Genomic DNA, 20960 nt, shown 5'->3' on the forward strand with positions numbered 1-20960 from the left:
CCGGGGGGCGGGGTTCGCGGATCCCGCCCCGGCCGGCGCAGGTCAGGTCAGCTCAAGGAGACGGTCACGCCACCGGAGAACGGCGAGTCGTGCAGCTCGAGCTTGGCGAGCTTGACGCCCTTCGGGATGTCGAAGACGACCACGCCGGTGACCTGGTTGCCGGGGTTGATGTCGTTGAGGAACGTCTCGGCGTTCTTGTTGGCGTAGATGGCGGCCGAACCGTCGGCGGAGTACTCGGTGCCGTTTGCGGCGTACGCCTTCTGGCTGCTGCCGTCGAACATCTGCGACTCCTTGCCGGCGTTCTTCACGTTGACGGTGACCAGGCAGAACTGGCCCTGCGCCTTGGCGCCGAACGTCGACGTGCCGACCTTGCTGACGCCGCACTTGGCGGACTTGACGGTGAACTCGAACTTGCCGTCGCGGGCCGGCTGGCCGATCTTCGCGGTCTTCGGCTTGTCGTCGCTCTTGCCGGCGGCCGCCTTGCCGCTGTCGGTGTCACCGGCGGCCGCCTCGGTGCCGGTCTCCGCCTTGCCGGTGGCGTCGTCGGTGGTGCCGGCACCGCAGCCCAGGACGACGAGGGCGCCGGCGATCAGGGCGAGCGTGGTGGTCTTGCGCATCGTTTTCCTCCTGCTGTGAACGTGGCGGCGTCAATAAGAGCATTATCTGTGAACGGTGTCAACAGGCACGATGCTTGACAGGTGTGACACACTCCGAACGTGCAGGAGACACCGACAATCACCGCAGCGGAGATCGCCCGGCTCGCCGGTGTCGGCCGGGCCGCCGTCAGCAACTGGCGCAAACGGCACGGCGACTTCCCCGCGCCGGTCGGCGGCAGCGCCACCAGCCCCGAGTTCGACCTCGCCCAGGTCGAGCGCTGGCTGCACGCCCAAGGCAAGCTCCCGGAACTCACCACCGCCGACCGGCTCTGGCGGCACCTCGCCTCGGCCGGCACGTCACCGGCCGCCGGGCTGGCCGCCGTCGGCGCCCGGCTGCTCGCCCGGCAACGCGGCCAGCGCCCCACCCGCCCGGCAGACCCACAGCTGAAGGCGCTGGCGCCGGACGTCGATGCGCTCGCCGACGAACTCGGTCCACAGGGCGCCTTCGACGCGCTCTGGCAATGCTTCTCCGCCCCCGGACCGGCTCGCCCGCACGCCACCCCCGACGACATCGCCGACCTGATGGCCGGGCTCGCCGCCGTCGCGGGCGGCTCCGTCCTCGACCCCGCCGCCGGCACCGGCGCCACACTGCGCGCCGCCGTCCGCGCCGGCTGCACCTCCGCGCACGGGCAGGAACTCGACCCCGACCTCGCCCGGCTGGCCGGACTGTGGCTGGCGCTGCGCGACGTGCCGGGCGAGGTGACCACCGGCGACTCGCTGCGCGCCGACGACTACCAGGGACGCACATTCGACGCGGTTGTCTGCCACCCACCCTTCGGCGCCAGCAACTGGGGCGACGAGGAACTCGGCCACGACCCCCGCTGGATTGTCGGCACCACCCCACGTACCGAACCGGAGCTGGCCTGGGGCCAGCACGCGCTGGCCCACCTGCGCCCCGGCGGCCACGCCGTACTCCTCATGCCCCCCGCCGTGGCCGGCCGCCGCCCCGGCCGCCGCATCCGCGCCGAACTGCTGCGCCGCGGCGTGCTACGCGCCGTCATCGCGCTGCCACCGGGGGCGGCCGCGCCGCACGGCGTACCCCTGCACCTGTGGGTGCTGCGCCGTCCACCGGCCGACGCGCCGCCACCGGCGCGGACGCTGCTCGTCGACGCCGCCACCGGCGACCACACCCGGATCCTCGACACCTGGCGGTTCTTCGCCAACGACGGCGAGGTCGACGAGCCCGGCTACGCCCGCGCCGTCCCGGTCATCGAACTGCTCGACGAGGAGATCGACCTCACCCCCGCACGTCGCCAGCCCGCCGTCGCAGGCGAGGCGACAGGCGAACATCTGGTACGCACACGCGAGCGCCTCGCCGCCGTGGTCGCCGACCTGCCCACGCTGATGCCGCAGGTCACGTCCGTAGCCGACGAGGGTCAGGGGGAGTTCCTCACGGTCGGCGAACTGGTGCGGGCTGGCGCGTTGCAACTCCTCGGGCCGATCCGGGGTGCTTCCGGCGACGACGGTGAGCTCGCCGGTGACGGCAGGCCGGTGCTGACCGTGCCGGACGTCTTGGGCGGCGGCGAACCCTCGGGTCGCGACGACGGGCGGCTCGGACAGGAGATCGCGCTGGCCGCAGGGGACGTGGTGGTGCCGATGATCGCGCGGCAGCTCACCGCGCGGGTGGTGACGGCGGAGGGTGCGCTGTTGGGGCGCAACCTGTATCTGCTGCGGCCGAATCCGGCGGCGCTGGATTCGTGGTTTTTGGCAGGCCAGCTTCGGACGTCGACGAATGAGCGGCAGGCGTCGAGCCTGTCGGGGACGCTGCGGTTCGACGTGCGGCGGGCGCAGGTGCGGCGGGTGTCGCGGGAGGAACAAGAGGCTTACGGGGAGGCGTTCCGGCGGCTGCACGCGTTCGAGTCGGCGCTGCGGCAGGCGGCAGCGCTCGGGGCGGAACTGGTGCAGCTCACCGCCGACGGGTTGGCCCGTGGCGCGGTTCGCCCCTCGGATGGGCCAACATGATTCCCCGGCGGACGTTCCTTCCGTCAGATACCCGACGCGGGGGCGGCGCTTCGGTGACAGATGCGGAAGCCTGCGGGCCGGTGCCGGTGGCCCGCCGTGCATCCTCCGCCTGAAACGACACGCTGACGCTCGGTTGATCGTTTCGGCCGAGTGGGCGACTACAACGATGCAGGACGGCAGTGATACTGCTTGTCTTAAGGCAATCGGAAGGAAACTGGTGAGCACCAAGCACCAAGAGTTGGCCAACTTCATCTGGTCCGTGGCCGACCTGCTCCGCGGCGACTACAAGCAGTCCGAGTACGGACGTGTGATCCTCCCGTTGACAGTGCTGCGACGGCTTGACTGCGTGCTGGAGCCGACGAAGGACGCGGTGCTCGCCCGGTACCAGCAGCTCCAGGACGCCGGCGTGCAGAACATGGAACCGGTGCTGCGGAGGGCGGCCGGGCTGCCGTTCTACAACACCAGCGAGTTGTCCTTCAAGACCTCGTTCGGCGACCAGGACCATGCGGCGCTCAACCTGCGTGCCTATATCGGCGGGTTTTCGCCAGGTGCGGTCGACGTGCTAGACAAGTACGGCTTCGATACCCAGATCAGCCGCCTCGCCGAAGCCGGGTTGCTCTACCAGGTGCTCACGAAGTTTGCAGAAGTGGATCTGCACCCGGACGTGGTGTCCAACCACCAGATGGGCTACGTCTTCGAGGACTTGATCCGTCGCTTTTCGGAAATCAGCAACGAGACCGCCGGTGAGCACTTCACGCCGCGCGAGGTCATCCGGCTGATGGTCAACCTGCTGCTGGCTCCCGACGAGGATGACCTCGTGACCCCCGGCATCGTCCGGAAGATCTACGACCCAGCCTGCGGCACCGGCGGCATGCTCACCGAGGCGCAGGAGCACATCCAGGCCCACAACCCGCACGCCACCGTTGAGGTCTACGGTCAGGAGCTCAACGGCGAGACGTACGCGATCTGCCGCTCCGACATGATGCTCAAAGGCGGCGACCCGACGAAGATCGCTTTCGGGAACTCGTTCAACCAGGACGGCCACGAGGGCGAGCGGTTCGACTACATGCTCGCCAACCCGCCGTTCGGGGTGGAGTGGAAGAAGGTCGAGACGTTCGTCAAGGACGAGGCGGCCCGCGGTCACGCCGGCCGATTCGGTGCCGGGCTGCCCCGGATCAACGACGGCTCGCTGCTCTTCCTCCAGCACATGATCTCGAAGATGAAGCGCCCCGAGGACGGCGGCAGCCGTCTGGCGATTGTCTTCAACGGCTCGCCGCTGTTCACCGGCGCCGCCGGGTCGGGGGAGTCGGAGATCCGCCGCTGGATCCTGGAGAACGACCTCCTCGAAGGCATCGTGGCGCTGCCCGACCAGCTCTTCTACAACACCGGCATCTTCACCTACTTCTGGATCCTCACCAACCGCAAGGCGCCGGCTCGCCGTCGGAAGGTCGTGCTGCTCGACGGCCGCGACTACTGGACGAAGATGCGCAAGAGCCTCGGTGACAAGCGCAAGATGCTCACCGACGAGCACATTGCCGACCTGACCCGGGCGTACGTGAACGCGCTGGCCATCGCGGACGACCCGGAGCACCCGCAGCACGCCAAAGTGAAGGTCTTCAAGACCACCGACTTCGGCTACCAGCGGATCACCGTCGAGCGGCCGCTGCGGCTGCGGTTCGAGGTGACCGAGGAGACGGTGGCGCTGCTCGCGGACACGAAGGCGGTCCTCAAGTACGCGGAGCGGGAGTCGCTCCTGGCGGCGGCGAAGTCGCTGATTGGTACGTCGTCCGCGACTCGCGCTGAGTTCGCGATGAAGCTGAACGGGCTCGGGAAGTTGCCGGCGGCGGTGGAGAAGGCGGTGTGGGAGGCGTTCTCGGTCAGCGACCCGGAGGGCGAGGTGCAGACCGACCGCAAGGGCAAGCCACTGCCGGATGCCGACCTGCGCGACAACGAGAACGTGCCGCTGGACGAGGACATCCAGGACTACCTCAAGCGCGAGGTGCTCCCACACGTCCCGGATGCCTGGGTTGACGAGCCTAAAACCAAGATTGGGTACGAGATCTCGTTCACCCGCCATTTTTACGTCTACACCCCGCCGCGTTCGCTCGGTGAGATCGATGCCGAGATTCGGGCGCTTGAGACGAAGATTCAGATGTTGCTGAGCGAGGTTGCAAAGTGATGAACGGGGTGCGCCTTCGGCACGTTGTCCACGTCAACCCGCCGTGTCCGACATTTGACAAATTGGCGCCAAGTTCGGAGCTGACCTTCTTGCCGATGGAGGCGGTGTGGGCCGATGCAAGGCTCGACGTCACCCGAGTGACGTTAAAGAGCGATGCAGCGACGGGTTACACTCGATTCCAAGATGGCGATGTTCTGCTGCCAAAGATCACTCCGACGTTCGAGGCGGGCCGCTCAGTCCTAATTTCAGGGCTTCGTAATGGTGTGGGTGCTGGAACGACCGAGCTTCATGTTCTGAGGCCAACGCGTGAGATTGATCCAAGGTATTTGACCTACATCACGCAAAGCCGGCCGTTCCTAAAGCTCGGTGAGGCTGAAATGTATGGCGTCGCAGGACAGAAACGCGTACCTGACGACTTCGTTCGGGACTTCAGGGTGGACCTGCCAGCCGTGGAGGAGCAGCGGCGCATTGCGGATTTCCTTGATTTGGAGACTAAGCGGATCAGCCAACTACGTGAGCTGACGCAGCGTCAGCAATGGCTGGAGACGAAGCGTTTGTCAGAGTTTCTCCGCTTGGCGACCAGCACCTCTTCGGGAGTTCCGAACCGGGAAACTGGGCTCTCCTGGATGCCCGTGGCGTCCACTGCTTGGCCTCTGCTAAAGGTCAGCTACGCCTTCGCCACCGGCAGTGGTACGACGCCGAGCTCGAACGATGCCAAGTACTTCGAGGGCGATGTGCCTTGGGTGAACAGCGGCGACGTTCCAGATGGTCCTATCACCACTACCGTCAAAGCTGTCACGTCCGCCGCTCTACGCGATTACCCGGCGCTCAAGATGTTCCCCCCTGGCGCGCTCGTTGTTGCTATGTACGGCGCGGGCGCGACGAAGGGGCGGGTGGGCGTTCTTAGCGTCTCGGCATGCGTGAATCAGGCATGCTGTGTGCTGATGAGTATGGGGAGAATAACTGCCGAATTTGCCTATTATTGGTTCCGCTCCCATCGTGACGGCATTGTCCGACTGGCGGCGGGTGCTGGTCAGCCAAATCTGAGTCAAGAGCTTATCCGCAAACTCAAAATGCCTGCCCCGGCGCTCTGCGAGCAGGTTAATATTGTGCAGACAATCCAGCGGCAAGAAAATGTGTCCAGGGTTAAGATTGAGGCTTTGAGGAAGCGCCAAGATCTTCTTGCTGAGCGGCGACAAGCGCTCATTACTGCGGCGATAACGGGTCAGATCGATCCGACTACGGCGCGGGGTGGACACGAATGAGTAACGTTCGTCGGGAGCGGTCGTTCGAGGTGGCAATTGAGGGAGCGTTGCTGGGGTCGGGCTGGTCGCGCGGCGTATCCAGTAACTACGACCGGCAAATGGGGCTGGATACGGCGGAGTTGCTCGCGTTCGTAGGCGCGACCCAGCCGGACGAGTGGGCCAAGCTACTGGCGTACCACGGGAACGACCCGAACGTGGCGCAGCGGCAGTTCGCCCAGCACCTCGCCAAGCAGATCGACGAGCGCGGTCCCCTCGATGTCCTCCGACGAGGCGTCAAGGACAAGGGCGTGCTCATCCGGCTGGCCTACTTCAAGCCCGCCCACGCCATCACCGACGACGCGCTCAAGCTCTACCGCGCCAACCGCCTCACCGTCACCCGCCAGCTCGCGTACTCGACAAGCAACAACAACACCCTCGACCTAGTCCTCTTCGTCAACGGCATCCCTCTCGCCACCGCCGAGCTGAAGAATCCGCTCACCGGCCAGACCGTTGAGGACGCCAAGGAGCAGTACCGCAAGACTCGCGACCCGAAGGAACTGATCTTCGCGCGCCGTACCCTCGTGCATTTCGCCGTCGACCCCGACCTGGTCTTCGTCACGACGAAGCTGGCGGGGGAGAAGACCCGGTTCCTGCCGTTCAACACCGGGTCGAACGGACCCGGCGTGTCCGGTGGCGCCGGCAACCCGCCGGCCACTGACAAGGGTTACCGCAGCTCCTACCTGTGGGAGCAGATCTGGCACCCCGACGTGTTCATGGACCTGGTCCGGCGGTTCCTGCACTACGACAAGGAATCCAAGGCGCTGATCTTCCCGCGTTACCACCAGTGGCACGCGGTCACCCAGCTCACTGACCACGCGGCCCTTCACGGATCGGGTCACAACTACCTGGTCATGCACTCGGCCGGGTCGGGCAAGTCGAACACCATCGCGTGGCTGGCGCACCGGCTGTCCAGTCTGCACACCGCGCCGAACGTCGCTAAGGACGGGCTGCGCCCCAACGAGCCGGTCTTCGACAAGGTCATCATCATCACCGACCGGGTCGTCCTCGACCGGCAGTTGCAGGACACCGTGTTCCAGTTCGAGCACGTGCCTGGCGTGGTGCAGCGGATCGACAAGGACTCCGCGCAGCTCGCCGCCGCGCTTCAGGGTGAGACGGCCAAGGTCGTCATCACCACGATGCAGAAGTTTCCCTACGTGCTCAACCAGGTGCAGGGGCTCAAGGGGAAGCGGTTCGCGGTCATCGTCGACGAGGCGCACTCGTCGCAGTCCGGCGACTCGGCCGCCGCGTTGAAAAAGGTGCTGCTCAAGCTCGGCAGCGACGACGTCGACGAGTCCGGTGACCTGCTAACGGCGTCGGCGCTGGCCCGAGGCCGGCACGAGACGCTGTCGTACTTCGCGTTCACCGCCACCCCGAAGCCGAAGACGCTCGAACTGTTCGGCACGCCGCACCCGGTCACCGGCAACCCGCACCCGTTCCACACCTACTCCATGCGGCAGGCCATCGACGAGGGGTTCATCCTCGACGTGCTGCGGAACTACTTGACCTACAAGTCGTACTGGAAGCTGGCCAACGCCAACCCCGACGACCCGGAGGTCGACCCGAAGAAGGCCGGCGCCCAGCTCGCCCGCTTCGCCAGCCTGCACCCCACCATGCAGGCGCAGAAGGCGGAGATCATCGTCGAGCACTTCCGCAAGCACACCGCGCCGCGCCTCGGCGGGCGGGCCAAGGCCATGGTGGTCACCGGCTCCCGCGAGGCCGCTGTCCGTCTGCACACCGCTATCAAGAAGTACGTCGAGATGCAGGGCTATGTCGGCTGCGACTCCCTCGTGGCGTTCTCCGGTGACCTGGAGGTCGACGGCGTCGAGCACACCGAGGCGCGGATCAACGGGTTCGGCGAGGGTGAGCTTCCCGGCAAGTTCGGCTACACCGCCGCCGACGACAAGTACGCCGGCACGCCGAAGGCCAAGCAGGACACCGAGTACAAGATCCTGGTCGTTGCCGAGAAGTACCAGACCGGCTTCGACCAGCCGCTGCTCACCACGATGTACGTCGACAAGCTGCTCAAGAACGTCGCCGCGGTGCAGACCCTGTCCCGGCTCAACCGCACCCATCCGCTCAAGACGCAGGGCGACGTGTTCGTCCTGGACTTCGTCAACGAGGCCGGCGACATCGCCGAGCAGTTCAAGCCGTACTTCGAAACCGCCGCCACCATCCCCACCGACCCGAACCTGCTCTACACCGCGCAGAACACGGTCACGGGCTACCCGGTCCTCGTCGACTCGGAGATGCAGGCGTACGCCGAGGCACTGCTGGAGGCGGAGCGGAAGGCGACCACGGAGACCGGTCTCCAGCGGGCCCACGCCGCCCTCTACCGCTTCACCGAGCCGGCCGTCCAGCGCTTCAACGCCCTGGCCGCCGACGACCCGGAGGCCGCGGACGGCTTCCGTTCCGCGCTGCGCGACTCCACCCGGATGTACGCGTTCCTCAGCCAGGTGGTGCCCTACCACGACGAGGAACTGGAGCGGCTCTACCTGTACGGACGGGCGCTGCTCAACCGGCTCCCGCGACGGCAGGACCCGTCCGTCGATATCGGCGAGGTGCAGCTGACCCACCTGCGGGTCAGCAAGACCGGTGAGCACGACGCCTCGCTGTCCCCCGAGGGGGAACAGATGCTACCCGGCTTCGTCGGCGGTGGTGCCGGCTCGCAACACGACCCGGAGAAGGTCGCGCTCTCGGAACTGATCGACGTGTTCAACGACCGGTTCGGCATCGGCTTGGGCGAGGCGGACAAGGTCTGGGTCGAGCAGCAGATCGTCGCCCTGGCCGAGGACGGCACGCTGGAAGCCGCAGCGCTCGTCAACGACGAGAGCAACTTCGGCGTCGTCTGCGACAAGCGGATCGAGGACGTGATCCTGTCCCGCCACGACGACAACGGCAAGCTGATGCAGCGCTACCTCGACGACGAGAGCCTGCGGTCGCAGCTCAACCAGTTCGCACGCCGGCAGGCGTACCAGATGATCCGTCGCCGCAAGGGCATCGCTTAACCGAGACTTGCCGAAAGGAGGACGGTTGTCCCCGTCCGAGCCCACCTTCCACCTCTGGATCGCGGTGGACGAGTCCCGGGTCATGACCGCGCTCACCCCGCTGAAAGTGACCCGCTCGCCACGTCGGCACGAGTGGGGCAGCATCACCGACCTGCGGGCGGTCCCGACCGCCCCGGAGCCGTCCAAGCTTCCTGGCGTCGTCGTGCTCTGCACCGTCGCGGTGCTCATCTCCGTCGTGCTCTGCTCCGCGGGCGCGCCACTGCTGGTCATTCTGTTTCTGGTTGCACTCCTGCTGTGCCTCGGGCTCGCCGGCATCACGGCGACGAAGCCGCCACCTCAGATCGAGGCGCCCGACCAGGCGGCCTTTCCGGCTCTGCACCACACCCTGACCGATGCCGAGGACCGGGAAGACTTCCTCGACCTGGTGGAGTTGGCGGAGCGAGCCGGACGGGCGCTGCCCGAGGTGGACCGTGTGATGGACGCCGCGGAGGGCGGGCAGATCCTGGCCCAGGCGCTCTGGGAGGCGAGCGACGTGCTCAGCCGCCGGCAGCAGTTGCGTACTCAGATCGGGCGCCGGCAGCCCGGCCCGGCGGGGGATTCGACGAGCAGCGTGGGGAAGGCGCTGACCGAACAGCGGCAGCGCGTGACAACGCTGTGGGACGAGACGGAGTCGGAACTGACCCGGGTGCGTAACGCGCTCGAACTCGCTGCCGTGGCTGCCGAGAACGCGGCACACGATCCCGGTGCGGACGATGCGGTCCGGGAGGCTTATCAGGAGCTGCTCGACATCTATGGCGAGCGGTACTAGCCGACGACTCGTCGGTGTCGTCTGACAGGGCTGCCGGGGGAGAAGAATGCACGCGCAAGAACGAGTCGCGGATCGATACGAACTGACGTATCCGATCGGTCACGGCGGTATGGGGGAGGTGTGGGCGGGCTTCGACGAGAAGCTGGACCGGCCCGTCGCCATCAAGTTCCTGCGTAAGATCGCCATGTCCGAAGGCGACCGTGACACCGCTGTCGACCGGTTCATCCGTGAGGCACGGGTGACCGCCCGCCTGGACCACCCCGGCGTGCCGAGCGTGCACGATGTCGGCCACCATGGCGACGACCTCTACATCGTCATGCAGCTCGTGCCGGGCGTGCTTCTGTCCGATCTGATCGCCGAGCGCGGCTGGCTCGCCGTGCCGTGGGCGGCCGCCATCGGCACACAGATCTGCTCGGTACTGGCGGTGGCGCATGCCGCCTCACTCGTGCACCGTGACCTGAAGCCGCAGAACGTCATGGTGACCCCCAGCGGCGCCGTCAAAGTTCTGGACTTCGGGGTGGCCGCTCTGCTCGGACCGGACGTGCCCCGGCTGACCGCCACCGGCCACACGCTGGGTACGCCCACATACATGGCTCCCGAGCAGGCGCTGAACAGTGCCGTGGGCCCGCGCACCGACCTCTACGCGCTCGGTTGCGTGTTGTTCGAGCTGCTCACCGGTCAGCCGCCGTACCGGGCCGACAACCCGCTCGGCATGCTGCACCGACACTTGAACGACCCTGTCCCGTCGGTGCAGGAGCACCGCGCGGGCGTGCCGGACGTCCTGGTGCACCTCCTCGTACGGCTGCTCGCCAAGGACCCGCAGCACCGGCCCGAGTCGGCGGCTGAGGTCTACGAGACGCTGGCGCCGTTCGGGGCGGTCGATGCCGAGAAGGCAGCCGACGCTGCCCCGACGGTGGCGGACGGGCAGCGGGTCGACCCGACAATGCCGTACCGGTATCCGTTCGGGCCGCTGCCGCCCCGCTCCGCGCTGCCGCCGACGCGCGTCGACATCGTCCGTCCACGAGCAGCGGCAGAGATCGTCGAGCCGCCATCGCTCGACCAGCTCGCCGAGGTGGAGGAGCGTGCCTGGGAACTTGCCGAGGAAGAGCGGTTCACCCAGGCCGCCGAGCTGCTCGAATCGGTGCTGCGGCCGATCAGCGGCGGGCACGCGGCCAGACAACCGCGGATCTTGGAGCTGCGGCTTAACCTGGCGAACCTGTACGTCCTGGCCGGGGCGTTCCGGCAGGCGCTTCCGGAGTTTCAGCGGCTCGTCGTCGATCTCGCCAAGCGTCCCGTGCCGGACGAGGAACTGATCTGGCAGTGCCGGCAGCAGGCAGCGAGCTGCCAGGCGGAGCTGGGCGAGGCGACCGAGGCGTTGAGAGAACTACGCGCGCTTCTCGCCGAGGAACAGCAGGTGATGCGGTCGGACTCGCCGGAACTTTTTCCCTTGCGGCAACAGATCGCCATGCTCGTCGCCGGATTGGGCGACGTGCCCGAGGCGCGGCGCCAACTGGAGGGGCTACGGCTTGACATCAGCGCGCTGCACGGCTCGGGGTCCGCGCCGGCGGCCGAGATCGAATCGCTGCTGAGCCACCTGCAGCGGTTGAGGGAGGAAGCGCCCGGGTTCGCTGGGCCAAGTTCGTTCAGTGCCGCACCGCGTGAAGGATGAGGAGCATGTTCGAACTGGAAGACGCCGTCAAGCAATGCCTTGATCGGTTGGTGCGCTTCCGGCGCCAACACCAGCGCATCGGTGAGCAGAACACCAAGGCCGGACTCATCGAGCCGATCATCGGAGCGCTGGGCTGGGATCTCTTCGACGTCGACGAGGTGCACCGCGAGTACCGGCGCCGCGGTGCCGACAACCCCGTGGACTACGCCCTCCTGCTGCTGCGCACCCCACGCTTGTTCATTGAGGCCAAAGGGCTCGGCGAGAACCTCGACGATCCGCGCTGGGCCAACCAGACCATCAGTTATGCCACCGTCGCGGGCGTGGAGTGGGTTGCCCTGACGGACGGGGCGGAATGGCGCGTCTACAACGCCCACGCTCCGGTCCCCATCGAGCACAAGCTCTTTCGCGCGGTGCGGCTCGAGGAGGACTTCGAGGGCGCTGTTGAGCTGCTCTCCTTGCTCAGCAAAGAGAACATGCGCGACAACCGTATCGAAGAGTTGTGGAAAAGCTACTTCGTCGATCGGCAGGTACATGCGGAGCTGCGTAAGCTATTCGAGGCAGGAGAGCCTGCACCCGAGATGGTGGCGATGCTCGCTCGCCGGCTCGGCCGACTGACGCGGGACGAGGTACGATCCAGCCTCGTCAGAGTGCGCGCCAGCTTCGATTTCCCTTCGTCCGCCGCGTCTGCCACCGGCAGTGGCACCGGTCCGGCGGTGGTGGTCCGTGCGGCAATGCCGCCAGCAGCTGCGCCGCCTGTATTGCCGACCCCGCGGCCTCCTCGATCGCAACCACCTGGGTCCGCGACCCGTCGTACCGCCAAGCGACCGGTTTCGGATGCGGAGCGCGCAATCAAGCTTGTCGACCTGATCAGGGCTGGCCGACTGCGTCCCGGTACCAAGCTATATGCGAAATACCTCGGCAAACAGTATGTTGCCGAGCTGCTCGCCGATGGCACCATCCGGTACGGCAACCGTACTCATGCGTCCCCCAGCGCCGCCGGTGAGGCGGTGAAGATCGATGTGTACGGACCAGAGATCAGTGCCACACGTAGGGCAACCGACGGGCTGGACTTCTGGTCCGCCGAGGATGCACGAGCCGGTGATGTGGTGGCGCTCAAGGAGATTCGGCGGCGCGTGGCGATCGGAAGTGGCGCATGAGACGTCCACTGTCTCTCGTCGAAGTCCTTGTGGTCTTGGATAGGCCTCGCTCGGTACCCGAGCTTCAAGCGTACTTCGGGCTCGGAGGTGCGACGCCTCGTACCGGTAGCCAGTTCGAGCGGCTCGGTGGCGGTGGGGACCGTCCGGATTCTTGTAACGTCATCACCGCCGACGACCTGATAGCGATCGAGTTGCTCAGCGTGCGGGTGCCCCCTCAGACGGCCCTCGACCTGCTGCAGGGGCGGCTTGGCCGGGAGCTGTCGGCTCACCTGGCCGGGATCCCGACCGGCGTCGACCTGAGCGATGAAGGTGCCCTTGCCTTCGTTGACGATGGAAGCCACGCCGACCGAGCATGGCGTCTTGTCAAGAGGGCCGACGGTATCGGCTGGGTGGTTGCAGGAAAGCTGCTGGCGCGAAAGCGCCCCGCGTTGGTGCCCGTTTACGACGAAGTCGTCTCCTGCGCGTTCGGGACCCGCAGGGGGTTCTGGCGCTGGCTGCACGGCCGTCTTCGCGAGGACAATGGCATGCTCGTTGGGCGCCTCGCGGAGCTGCAGGCTCAGGCGAGGTTGCCGCAGGAAGTATCGCGCCTGCGCACCCTCGACGTGGTGTTCTGGATGCGGCACCGAAGCGAGCACACGGCATACCGATGCCCTGGTCTGCGGCCGCAAGGTGTCGGCCAGAGCCGGTAGCGTGCGCGTGTGCCCGGATCTGATGACTACACCCTGACGCTCGCCTCAGGCCGACCTGTCGCTTCTCATCGTGGCCACGAACGCGGCCCAGGCAGCCGGCTCGAAGCTCAACAGCGGGCCGCCGGGGTCTTTCGAATCCCGTACCGCGATCATGCCGGGGAGGTTGGTGGCGACCTCCACGCAGTTGCCGCCGTTGTCGCCGCTGCGGGTGCTCTTGCGCCAGGCGGCGCCGGTCAGGTCAGTCATGGCGTATCTCTCCGATGACCCTCTTGATCATGTCTCTCGATTCTGCCTCACTCAACGCCAGCGCATCCAGTCCGGTCCAGGCGTTCTCGTAGGCGCGCAACTCGTCTGGCTTGTCCAGGTAGAGCGCTCCGGTGAGGGACTCGCTGTAGACGACGGACGGCTCGGGGGCTCGACCTCCTTTGCTGATGGGAAAGTCAAGGATGACGAACGAACCGGCGACTGACCCCGGGTGAGGGCCGGCCGCGAAGGGCACGACGCGCAGGGAGACGTTCGGTAGTTCGGAGACTTCGAGCAAACGGGTGAGCTGGCCGGTCATGACCCCTGGTCCATGAACCGTCCTCCGGAGTACCGCCTCGGACAACACTGTGCCCAAGCGTGGGGGCTGCGGCAGCCTGCGGGTTAGGAGACTCTGCCGCTGGAGTCGCACCTCGACCGCGCGCTCGCGTTCTTCAACGCTGAGTCGGCTGCCGGGCTGGTAGAGACCCAGAGCGTAGGCGCGAGTCTGAAGCAGGCCGGGGATCAAATTGTCGCCGTATTCCCGAAGGTGGGCGGCGGCGGATTCCAAGCCGACGTAAAGCTCGAACCAGCTCGGCACCGCGTCTCCGTACGCGTGCCACCACCCCTTCGACTTCGTCTCCGCGGCCAGCCCACGCATCGCCTCGGTCATCTCCGCGGACACGCCGTACAGCTCGCACATCGCCTTGACGTCGAGCACCCGCACCGACCCGAGGCCGCATTCGATGCGCCAGATCTTCTGTCGGCTGTACTCCAGCGCCTCCGCCGCGGCGTCGAGGGTCACGCCGGCCTCGTTGCGGAACTGGCGCAGCAGACGGCCGAGCTGTCGGCGCGGCACGGTCGAACCGATGTCTTCCGCCATCCGGGCACTCCCTGGTTCCATCCGGCAACAACGAGTGACATTGCTCTGCAACGTCTACTCGTTCCCACGAAATAAGTCAATGCACAACGCGGAAAGTCGTGGTTGGAACGTTGCGTATCCACTGCGCACTGTCACAGGATGACTACCGGCACGATGGCCCGGCGATCTCCACGGCCCGGCCGTTGTGCCTATCGATCGGTGATTCGTTGAGCAGCCCTGGTGCCGTACCGCTGAACGGAGCTGCGGTGTCAGGGCGGGGTGGGCCCGCCGGCGCGGGACGGGCAGGCGGGCCCACCCCATCCACGACAAGGAGGACAGGTTGATGAGCGTCCGTAACGATGGACCGGGGCGGGGCAGCGCGACGGCCGCGTACCCCTCACTGCTGCCGTGGCAGGTGCGCGAGCGCCGCTTCCCGCCCGCCCGGTTCGGGCGCCGCGGCCTCGACCCCGACGCGGTGTACGCCTACCTCGGCCGGGTCGCCGGCGACATGGCCTCGCTCCACGCCGAGATCACCAGGCACCGCCAGGAGACCCTGCGGATCAAGGTGGCGTTGCGGCGCTGGCAGTCCGAGCAGGCGCGGCTGGCGAACGGCGAGCGCCGGTGACCGGGCGCTGGGTCATCCACCTGCCGGTGACCGCCGCCGACCTGCCCGCCGCGCAGCGGCTGGCCCGCGTCGTCGGCCGGTGGACCGGGATGCTGCCGCAGGCCGATCCGGGGGAGACGACCGTGTCGGCCGAGGACGACCAGAACGTACGCCATCGGGTCTTCTGCGACCTGCTCATGCCCGGCGGCCGGCGGTGCCTGCTCTGCGCCGACCACGACGGCCCCTGCCTCCGCCGCGTCCATCGCTGACGCCGCTCGCCGTTGCCGAATCGTCGGCGCACGTCCGCTTTTCCCGGACGCCGGCTGCTCGGCCTGGGCAGTAGATCCGTCGGCCCGCAGGCAGTTGCGTCAGATGCCGCAGAGATCACTGGCTCGGCTAACGTGCTCGGCGGGGGAGGTGGCCGCGTTGGTGCAAGGGGACGCCCGGTTCAAAAAGGAAGGCCACAAGGTGCCGAAACGGGCGCCGCGACAAGTCGGCGGTAAGGGCGCTCCGCCGCCCAATACCACGGTGAAGCGTGAATACACGGTCCGACGCGGCCCTTGGGAGATCCCGGCGATGCGGGCCGGCGACGGCAGGAGGCCCGTATGGCTGTGGCTGCAGGATGAGGAGGTCCACGCCTCCCTCGTCCCGGTGGACGACACGCCGCCGCGTCGGCTGAGCCCCGCGGACGTCGCCCGGCTCCTGCTTGCCGACCCGTCCCGGGCGATGCCGGCCATCTGTGCGCTGACCGGGGTTGCCGACCACGAGAAAGCGTTGGCTTGCCTCCGGAGCTGGCGTCGGTCCGCCCGGATCGCGGCCAACCTCGACGCCTCGGACCTGTCGGGCCGGCGGGTCGTGGAGGCGATGCGGAAACCCGACCGGAGCGACCCGGACGGCAGTATAGGTACGGTGTCGGGCGGCCTTCCAAGCATCAACAAACGCCGCCGGTGACACGTGGGGCAGCTCATCTCCACTACCGCCCCCAATTCCGCGGCCCACGCGAACACCGATCATCGTCGATCGAGGGTCAGCATCGCGAGCGTGCGCCACGTAGGGTGGGCTTCGGACGTCTCCCCGTAATCGGAGTGCATCTTGAGCCTCAAGTACTACCTCTACCTGTCGCATCTCAAGATCGGGCTCCTGGCCGCACAGGTCGCCTCCTCCGCGCAGCACGAGACCGAGCTGGCCGTGGACCTGAAGGTCGTCCGCTACAGCCGCAAGGCGGTGCTGCCCGAGCGCCACGACCTCGACAAGCTGGAGAAGGTCATCCGGCACCTGCAGGACGCCGACCAGATCGGCGCCGCGGACGAGGAGTGCCCGTACGTCCAGGCCTGTCTGGAGATGCGCTGGCAGGTCTTCCCGACCGCCGGCATCGTGGTCTTCGCGGGGACGCTCGACGACCAGGTCATCGTCCTCGGCGGGTCGGCGTCGCACGTGGTCGGTGGCGGCGACGCCGAACCGGTCGGATCGGTCCCGCCGTACCTGTTCCGCAAGCTCCAGGAGCTGCGAGCCGACCCGGGCGAGTTCGACGACGAGCGCTTCCACGAGTCGCTGGCGCAGATCGGGGCCGCGCTCCCAGGGCCGGCGCAACGGGTCGAGTTCGTCGCGAAGCGGCTGGCCGAGAAGCCGGGCCCGAACGGCACGCTGCTGGGCAGCCCGATCTACGTGGCGCTTGTCGGCTAGGGCCTCGGCGTGGACGCGGGGCAGGTCATCCGGTGGCGGCCGGGGGAGACCGTCCTCGACACGTTCCGCATCGAGGAGGTCGTCGAGACGGGCGGCACTGGGTTCGTCTACCGCGCGCATCACCTCGCCTGGGGCGTCGACCTGGCGGTGAAGACGCCGCGCCCCGACCTTGCAGCGGCGCCCGGGATCCTCGATCTGCTCGCGCAGGAGGCGCAGGCCTGGACCGATCTCGACCCGCACCCGAACGTGGTCGGCTGCAACTACGTGCAGCGCGTCGGGGCGTACCCGGTGGTCTTCGCCGAATGGGTCGCGGGCGGCGACCTGACCGCGGCGGTGCGGGACGGGCGGTGCCGCGATCTCCCGCGGGCCCTGGACGTCGCGATCCAGATGCTGCGCGGCATCGGCCACGCGCACGCGGCAGGTCTGGTGCATCAGGACATCAAGCCCTCCAACGTCATGTACGACGGTGAGACCGCACGGGTGACCGACTTCGGAACGGCCAAGGCGAAAGCGTCCGTGTCGCACAGCGCAGCGGGTGGCGTCGAGACCTCGTACGCGACGCTCGGCGGATTCACGCCGCAGTACTGCTCCCCGGAGCAGGTCGACCCGGACGGAAGGATCGGCCGGACCAGCGACATGTGGTCCTGGGCGCTGACGGTGATCGAGCTGCTGCACGGGCGCCGGCTCTGGAAGTGGGGACACGACGGTGCGGATGCGCTGGCGTCGCTACGCGGCGGTCTCCCGCGGCCGCTGCGCGACCTCCTGTCCGGCTGCCTGGCGCGCGACCCCCGGTCGAGGATCGGCGACACCGCCGAGGCGGAGGCCGTCCTGCTGAGCGTCTACGCGGACTGCACATCGGGTCCCTACCCGCACCCCGACCGGGTGCCGCCGTCTCTCAAGGCCGACGGCTTGTCCAACAAGGCGTTGTCCCTGTGGGACCTCGGCGACCAACGCCGGGCCATCGAGATGTTCGAGCGGGCCAAGGCGATCGACCCGCACAACGTCCGCGCGGTCTACAACCACGGGCTCCTCAGATGGGCCGACGGCATGGTCACCGACGAGACCCTCCTGTCGGAACTGCGCGCCACGGGCGACTCCTGGGAGGCGGACTACCTGGCCGCGATGGTGCACATGGAACGCGGTGACGGCGTCCTCGCGGCCCGGCACCTGGCTGAGGCGGACCGCAAGCATCCGGGTTCGCCGGAGATCGCGGCCGCGCGGGTGCGCTGCGCCCGGCTGGAGCCGAGGGGCATGCTCGAGGTGTTCGGGCAGCTGTCCGGCCAGGTCGTCGCGATGGCCTGCGATCACGACGCGACACACGTGGTGGTGGCCGAGAAGTCAGGGCGGGTGCGGGTCTGGGACGCCTTCGCGGGCCGGGTGGTCGCGGAACTCGCCGCTTCCGGCCCGGCTCCCGTCGACGTCGCGATCGACCACGCCGGAGCGCGGATCCTCGTCTGCTACCAGGATTCCCGCGTCGAGCGGTGGCGGCTCGCCGACGGCACGGCCCACCTCGAAGGCCGGCTGGATGGAGGAACAGCCGTGGCGCTCAGCCCTGAGGGTGGCTTCGCGGCTGTGGGTACGGCCGACGGCCGCGTCCTCGTCTTCCGCACCGGCGCGTGGGAGCCGGTCGCCGGCATCCGGCCCCACGACGGCACAGTCACCCGGGTGATCCTCGGCCCGGACGCCGAGGTGTGCGTCTCCGCCTCGCTGGGCCGCCCCGGCTCCGCTGTCGACCACCGGGTGGAGCAGTGGTGGCCCCTGCGGGCCACGAGGATGCGGGGCCTGCACATACCCGCCGACGAGATGGACGGCGACGGCCAGAAGGTCGCCCTGGCGGCGGACGGGTCGACGGTCCTGAGGATCGGCTACCAGTCCCTGACAGTGGTGGACATGCGGGTCTGGGACGAACCGCGACGGTGGGAGGTCCCCTGGCTGACCGGATACCGCATGCTCGGCGTCTCCGGCCGGGCCGGTTGGGCGCTGCTCGACCCCGGGACCGGCGACCTTCAGGTCCTCGAACTCGCCATCCGCCGATGCGTCCGCACCTTCCCGAAGGACTGGGCGCGGGGTGCACGTCGCGACGCGACAGCGTTCAGCGGGGACTGCGGCTACGCCGTCATCGCCGAATCGCACGGCTACAGCGGCCAGACCTCGCTCTCCCGCCTTCCCATGCCGCTCAGTGGGCACCTCGCTCCCTGGTCGTACGCGCCGCCCCGCCCGGTCGGTGCCCTCGCGCGCGACGAGCGGGCGTTCGACCAGGTCATGGAGCGCGTCGAGGCGATGATCGCGGCCGGAGAGGATCGGCGCGCGGCAGACGCGATCCGCGAGGCGCGTGCCGTTCCCGGCCATGAACGTCACCCGCGGCTACGCCGGGCCTCCGGGGCCCTGGGCCGGAACCTGCGGCGCACCGGGCTGACCGGCATCTGGCTGGAGCAGGAGCTGTCCGATGTCATGCTCGCCCGTGGCACCTTCGACGTCGGCGCCTCCGGCCGGTTGTTCGCCTTCCCGGCCAACGTCGACGAGGTCGAGATCTTCGACCTGGAGACGCTGGAGAAGGCAGGCGGGGTCACCGAGCGGCGGAACCCCGCCACCAGCCTGTCCTTCGCCAGGGGCGGCCGGGACGTGATCATCGGCTACTCGGACGGATCGGTGGCCTGCCACGACACCCGGACGTTCCAGCCCCGGTTCAAGGTGGCCGGCGCCCTGCCTCGCGACGACGGGAACACCACGCTCGACATCATGGGCGACCTGCTGGCGGTCGGTTTCGGCCATGGATTGGCGACGGTGTGGTCGCTGGAGGCGGCCGCCTGCGTCGCGACGGTCCGCACCGGACCCGGCACGATCGTCGGCGTCACGGCCGACGAGGCGTCTCGCTCGATCGCCGTGCAGCTGCGAACCCACGACGCGGCCACCGTGGAGGTCCGGTCGATGAACACCGGAAAGCCGGTGAAGACCTTTGCGGACGTCGACCCGCACACGGAGATCCGGTTCGCCTCCGGGATGCTGCTGCTGGCCGAGATGACCCGCCTGACCGCGTGGCGACCGGGGGACAGGCGCCCGTCGTACCGGCTCGACCGGGTCAAGCACAGCTCGTCGGCGGCGTTGGCCTTCACGGACTCCCGTCGGCTCGCCGTCATCGCCGGGCTGACCGGCTTCGTCGTGTGGGACGCCGCGAGCGGAGAGCTGGTGTTCGACGGGAGGGCTCTCGACGGCCCGGCCGGAAGCCTCTCCGGGGTCGAGGAGGTGGTGGTGTCGCCCGACGGGAGGTTCGCGGTGGCCGGAGACCCGGGAGAGCAGACCGTCGACGTGTGGGATCTGCGCGCCGGACGCCGGATCCGCTCCCTGCACGGTCACCACGTCCGGGTCAACGCGATACGCGCCGACGACGCGTTCGGCACCGTCGTCACCGGCGACCACCAGGGCAATGTCCGCATCTGGGGCCTCGATTGGGACTACGGAGAGTGATCCGATGACCGGACGCCGTCAGCACGAGGAACTGCGAGCCGCGTTCCTGGCCAACCGGGAGCGCGTCAGAACCTGGCTCGACGCCTGGGAGATTCCCGAAGTGGTGTGGACCGACGAGTTCAACGAGATCCCTCTGCCCTGGGTCGTGCGGGAGCAGGAAAGGCAGAGCTGGCTCAAGCGCCACGCACCCTTCCTGGACGCGTACGACTGGTTGTTCGTCGGACGGCCGCTGACCCCGGGGGTCCGCGAGGTGCGGGCACTGTGGCACTTCGGGCCGGCACACCGGTTCGCGGAACTCGATCTGACGATCACCAGCGTCTGTGACCCCGAGTACCTGGCCGAGAAGCTGACCCTCGCGGTTCACCACGCCGGCTTGAAGGGCTGGCGTGACGCCGACGCGCAGCCGCTCTATCAATGGCTCGTCGAGGGTGTGCACACCATGCCCCTCGACAACGGTGTGCGGGGCAGCAAACGTTCGGGGTTCGTCCTGTTGCGGTTCACCCGCTTTCCGACCTCCGACGGGGACGTGATCGTGCGTCTGACCGCAGCGGAGACCGACCGCGCCCTGGACGGCTCACCCCTCGACGACGACGGGGTGTCGGTTCCTGGCGCCTAGACCAGGGGCACTGTGCGGCATGGCCGTGATCGGCCACTGGGCTGGGCTGACCGCGTCCGGC

Annotated in this window: 17 protein-coding genes; 14 read left to right on the forward strand and 3 right to left on the reverse strand. The window is 68.1% G+C overall.

Annotated elements, in window-relative coordinates:
* Nucleotides 1-47 precede the first annotated feature (47 nt).
* On the reverse strand, nt 48-617 hold the full coding sequence (locus O7622_RS18930; RefSeq protein WP_282309489.1) for a DUF4352 domain-containing protein: 570 nt from the start codon (nt 615-617) through the stop codon (nt 48-50).
* Nucleotides 618-716: 99 nt separating this feature from the next.
* Here O7622_RS18930 and O7622_RS18935 point away from each other — a divergent pair, with 99 nt between their 5' ends.
* The 8 genes from O7622_RS18935 to O7622_RS18970 all read left to right on the forward strand — a co-directional run bounded on the left by O7622_RS18935 (nt 717) and on the right by O7622_RS18970 (nt 13429).
* Nucleotides 717-2618 carry an N-6 DNA methylase gene (locus tag O7622_RS18935; RefSeq protein WP_282309490.1) on the forward strand — a complete coding sequence of 634 codons (1902 nt, stop codon included), beginning with the start codon at nt 717-719 and terminating at the stop codon, nt 2616-2618.
* Between the two features lie 166 nt (nt 2619-2784).
* Complete coding sequence (locus O7622_RS18940) at nt 2785-4797, forward strand: class I SAM-dependent DNA methyltransferase (protein ID WP_282309491.1); 2013 nt, start codon at nt 2785-2787, stop codon at nt 4795-4797.
* 95 nt (nt 4798-4892) lie between these two features.
* Nucleotides 4893-6062: a restriction endonuclease subunit S gene (locus O7622_RS18945; protein ID WP_282309492.1), complete on the forward strand. Its 1170-nt coding sequence runs from the start codon at nt 4893-4895 to the stop codon at nt 6060-6062.
* Entirely contained in the window at nt 6059-9106 is a 3048-nt protein-coding gene (locus O7622_RS18950) for a type I restriction endonuclease (protein WP_282309493.1), read from the forward strand. Before O7622_RS18945 ends, O7622_RS18950 begins: the two co-directional genes overlap by 4 nt.
* 25 nt (nt 9107-9131) lie before the next feature.
* Nucleotides 9132-9914 carry a hypothetical protein gene (locus tag O7622_RS18955; protein WP_282309494.1) on the forward strand — a complete coding sequence of 261 codons (783 nt, stop codon included), beginning with the start codon at nt 9132-9134 and terminating at the stop codon, nt 9912-9914.
* 46 nt (nt 9915-9960) lie between these two features.
* Nucleotides 9961-11583 carry a serine/threonine-protein kinase gene (locus O7622_RS18960; protein ID WP_282309495.1) on the forward strand — a complete coding sequence of 541 codons (1623 nt, stop codon included), beginning with the start codon at nt 9961-9963 and terminating at the stop codon, nt 11581-11583.
* A gap of 5 nt (nt 11584-11588) precedes the next feature.
* Nucleotides 11589-12740, forward strand: coding sequence for a hypothetical protein (locus O7622_RS18965; RefSeq protein ID WP_282309496.1), 1152 nt, complete (start codon nt 11589-11591; stop codon nt 12738-12740).
* The gene (locus tag O7622_RS18970) at nt 12737-13429 is read left to right on the forward strand and encodes a DUF6308 family protein (protein ID WP_282309497.1); all 693 of its coding nucleotides are present in this window, start codon (nt 12737-12739) and stop codon (nt 13427-13429) included. The genes O7622_RS18965 and O7622_RS18970 overlap by 4 nt, the downstream gene beginning before the upstream one ends.
* 45 nt (nt 13430-13474) lie before the next feature.
* Here O7622_RS18970 and O7622_RS18975 read toward each other — a convergent pair whose 3' ends face one another.
* Both O7622_RS18975 and O7622_RS18980 read right to left on the reverse strand, forming a co-directional pair.
* A complete protein-coding gene (locus tag O7622_RS18975) occupies nt 13475-13675 on the reverse strand; it encodes a DUF397 domain-containing protein (protein WP_282309498.1) in 201 nt (66 codons plus the stop codon).
* Nucleotides 13668-14552 carry a helix-turn-helix transcriptional regulator gene (locus O7622_RS18980; protein ID WP_282309499.1) on the reverse strand — a complete coding sequence of 295 codons (885 nt, stop codon included), beginning with the start codon at nt 14550-14552 and terminating at the stop codon, nt 13668-13670. The genes O7622_RS18975 and O7622_RS18980 overlap by 8 nt, the downstream gene beginning before the upstream one ends.
* Before the next feature lie 322 nt (nt 14553-14874).
* On the opposite strand from O7622_RS18980, the gene O7622_RS18985 reads away from it, so the two are divergent.
* The 6 genes from O7622_RS18985 to O7622_RS19010 all read left to right on the forward strand — a co-directional run bounded on the left by O7622_RS18985 (nt 14875) and on the right by O7622_RS19010 (nt 20899).
* On the forward strand, nt 14875-15156 hold the full coding sequence (locus tag O7622_RS18985) for a DivIVA domain-containing protein (protein WP_282309500.1): 282 nt from the start codon (nt 14875-14877) through the stop codon (nt 15154-15156).
* Nucleotides 15153-15404 (forward strand): hypothetical protein, encoded by a 252-nt coding sequence (locus O7622_RS18990; protein ID WP_282309501.1) that lies wholly within the window; start codon nt 15153-15155, stop codon nt 15402-15404. Before O7622_RS18985 ends, O7622_RS18990 begins: the two co-directional genes overlap by 4 nt.
* 148 nt (nt 15405-15552) lie before the next feature.
* A complete protein-coding gene (locus tag O7622_RS18995; RefSeq protein WP_282309502.1) occupies nt 15553-16086 on the forward strand; it encodes a hypothetical protein in 534 nt (177 codons plus the stop codon).
* 141 nt (nt 16087-16227) lie between these two features.
* The gene (locus O7622_RS19000) at nt 16228-16818 is read left to right on the forward strand and encodes an SAVMC3_10250 family protein (protein WP_282309503.1); all 591 of its coding nucleotides are present in this window, start codon (nt 16228-16230) and stop codon (nt 16816-16818) included.
* Nucleotides 16819-16827: 9 nt separating this feature from the next.
* Nucleotides 16828-20283: a protein kinase gene (locus tag O7622_RS19005; protein WP_282309504.1), complete on the forward strand. Its 3456-nt coding sequence runs from the start codon at nt 16828-16830 to the stop codon at nt 20281-20283.
* A gap of 4 nt (nt 20284-20287) precedes the next feature.
* Nucleotides 20288-20899 (forward strand): hypothetical protein, encoded by a 612-nt coding sequence (locus O7622_RS19010; RefSeq protein WP_120569999.1) that lies wholly within the window; start codon nt 20288-20290, stop codon nt 20897-20899.
* Nucleotides 20900-20960: the final 61 nt, after the last annotated feature.

Source organism: Micromonospora sp. WMMD1076 (genome assembly GCF_029581475.1).
Taxonomy (GTDB): Bacteria; Actinomycetota; Actinomycetes; order Mycobacteriales; family Micromonosporaceae; genus Micromonospora; species Micromonospora aurantiaca.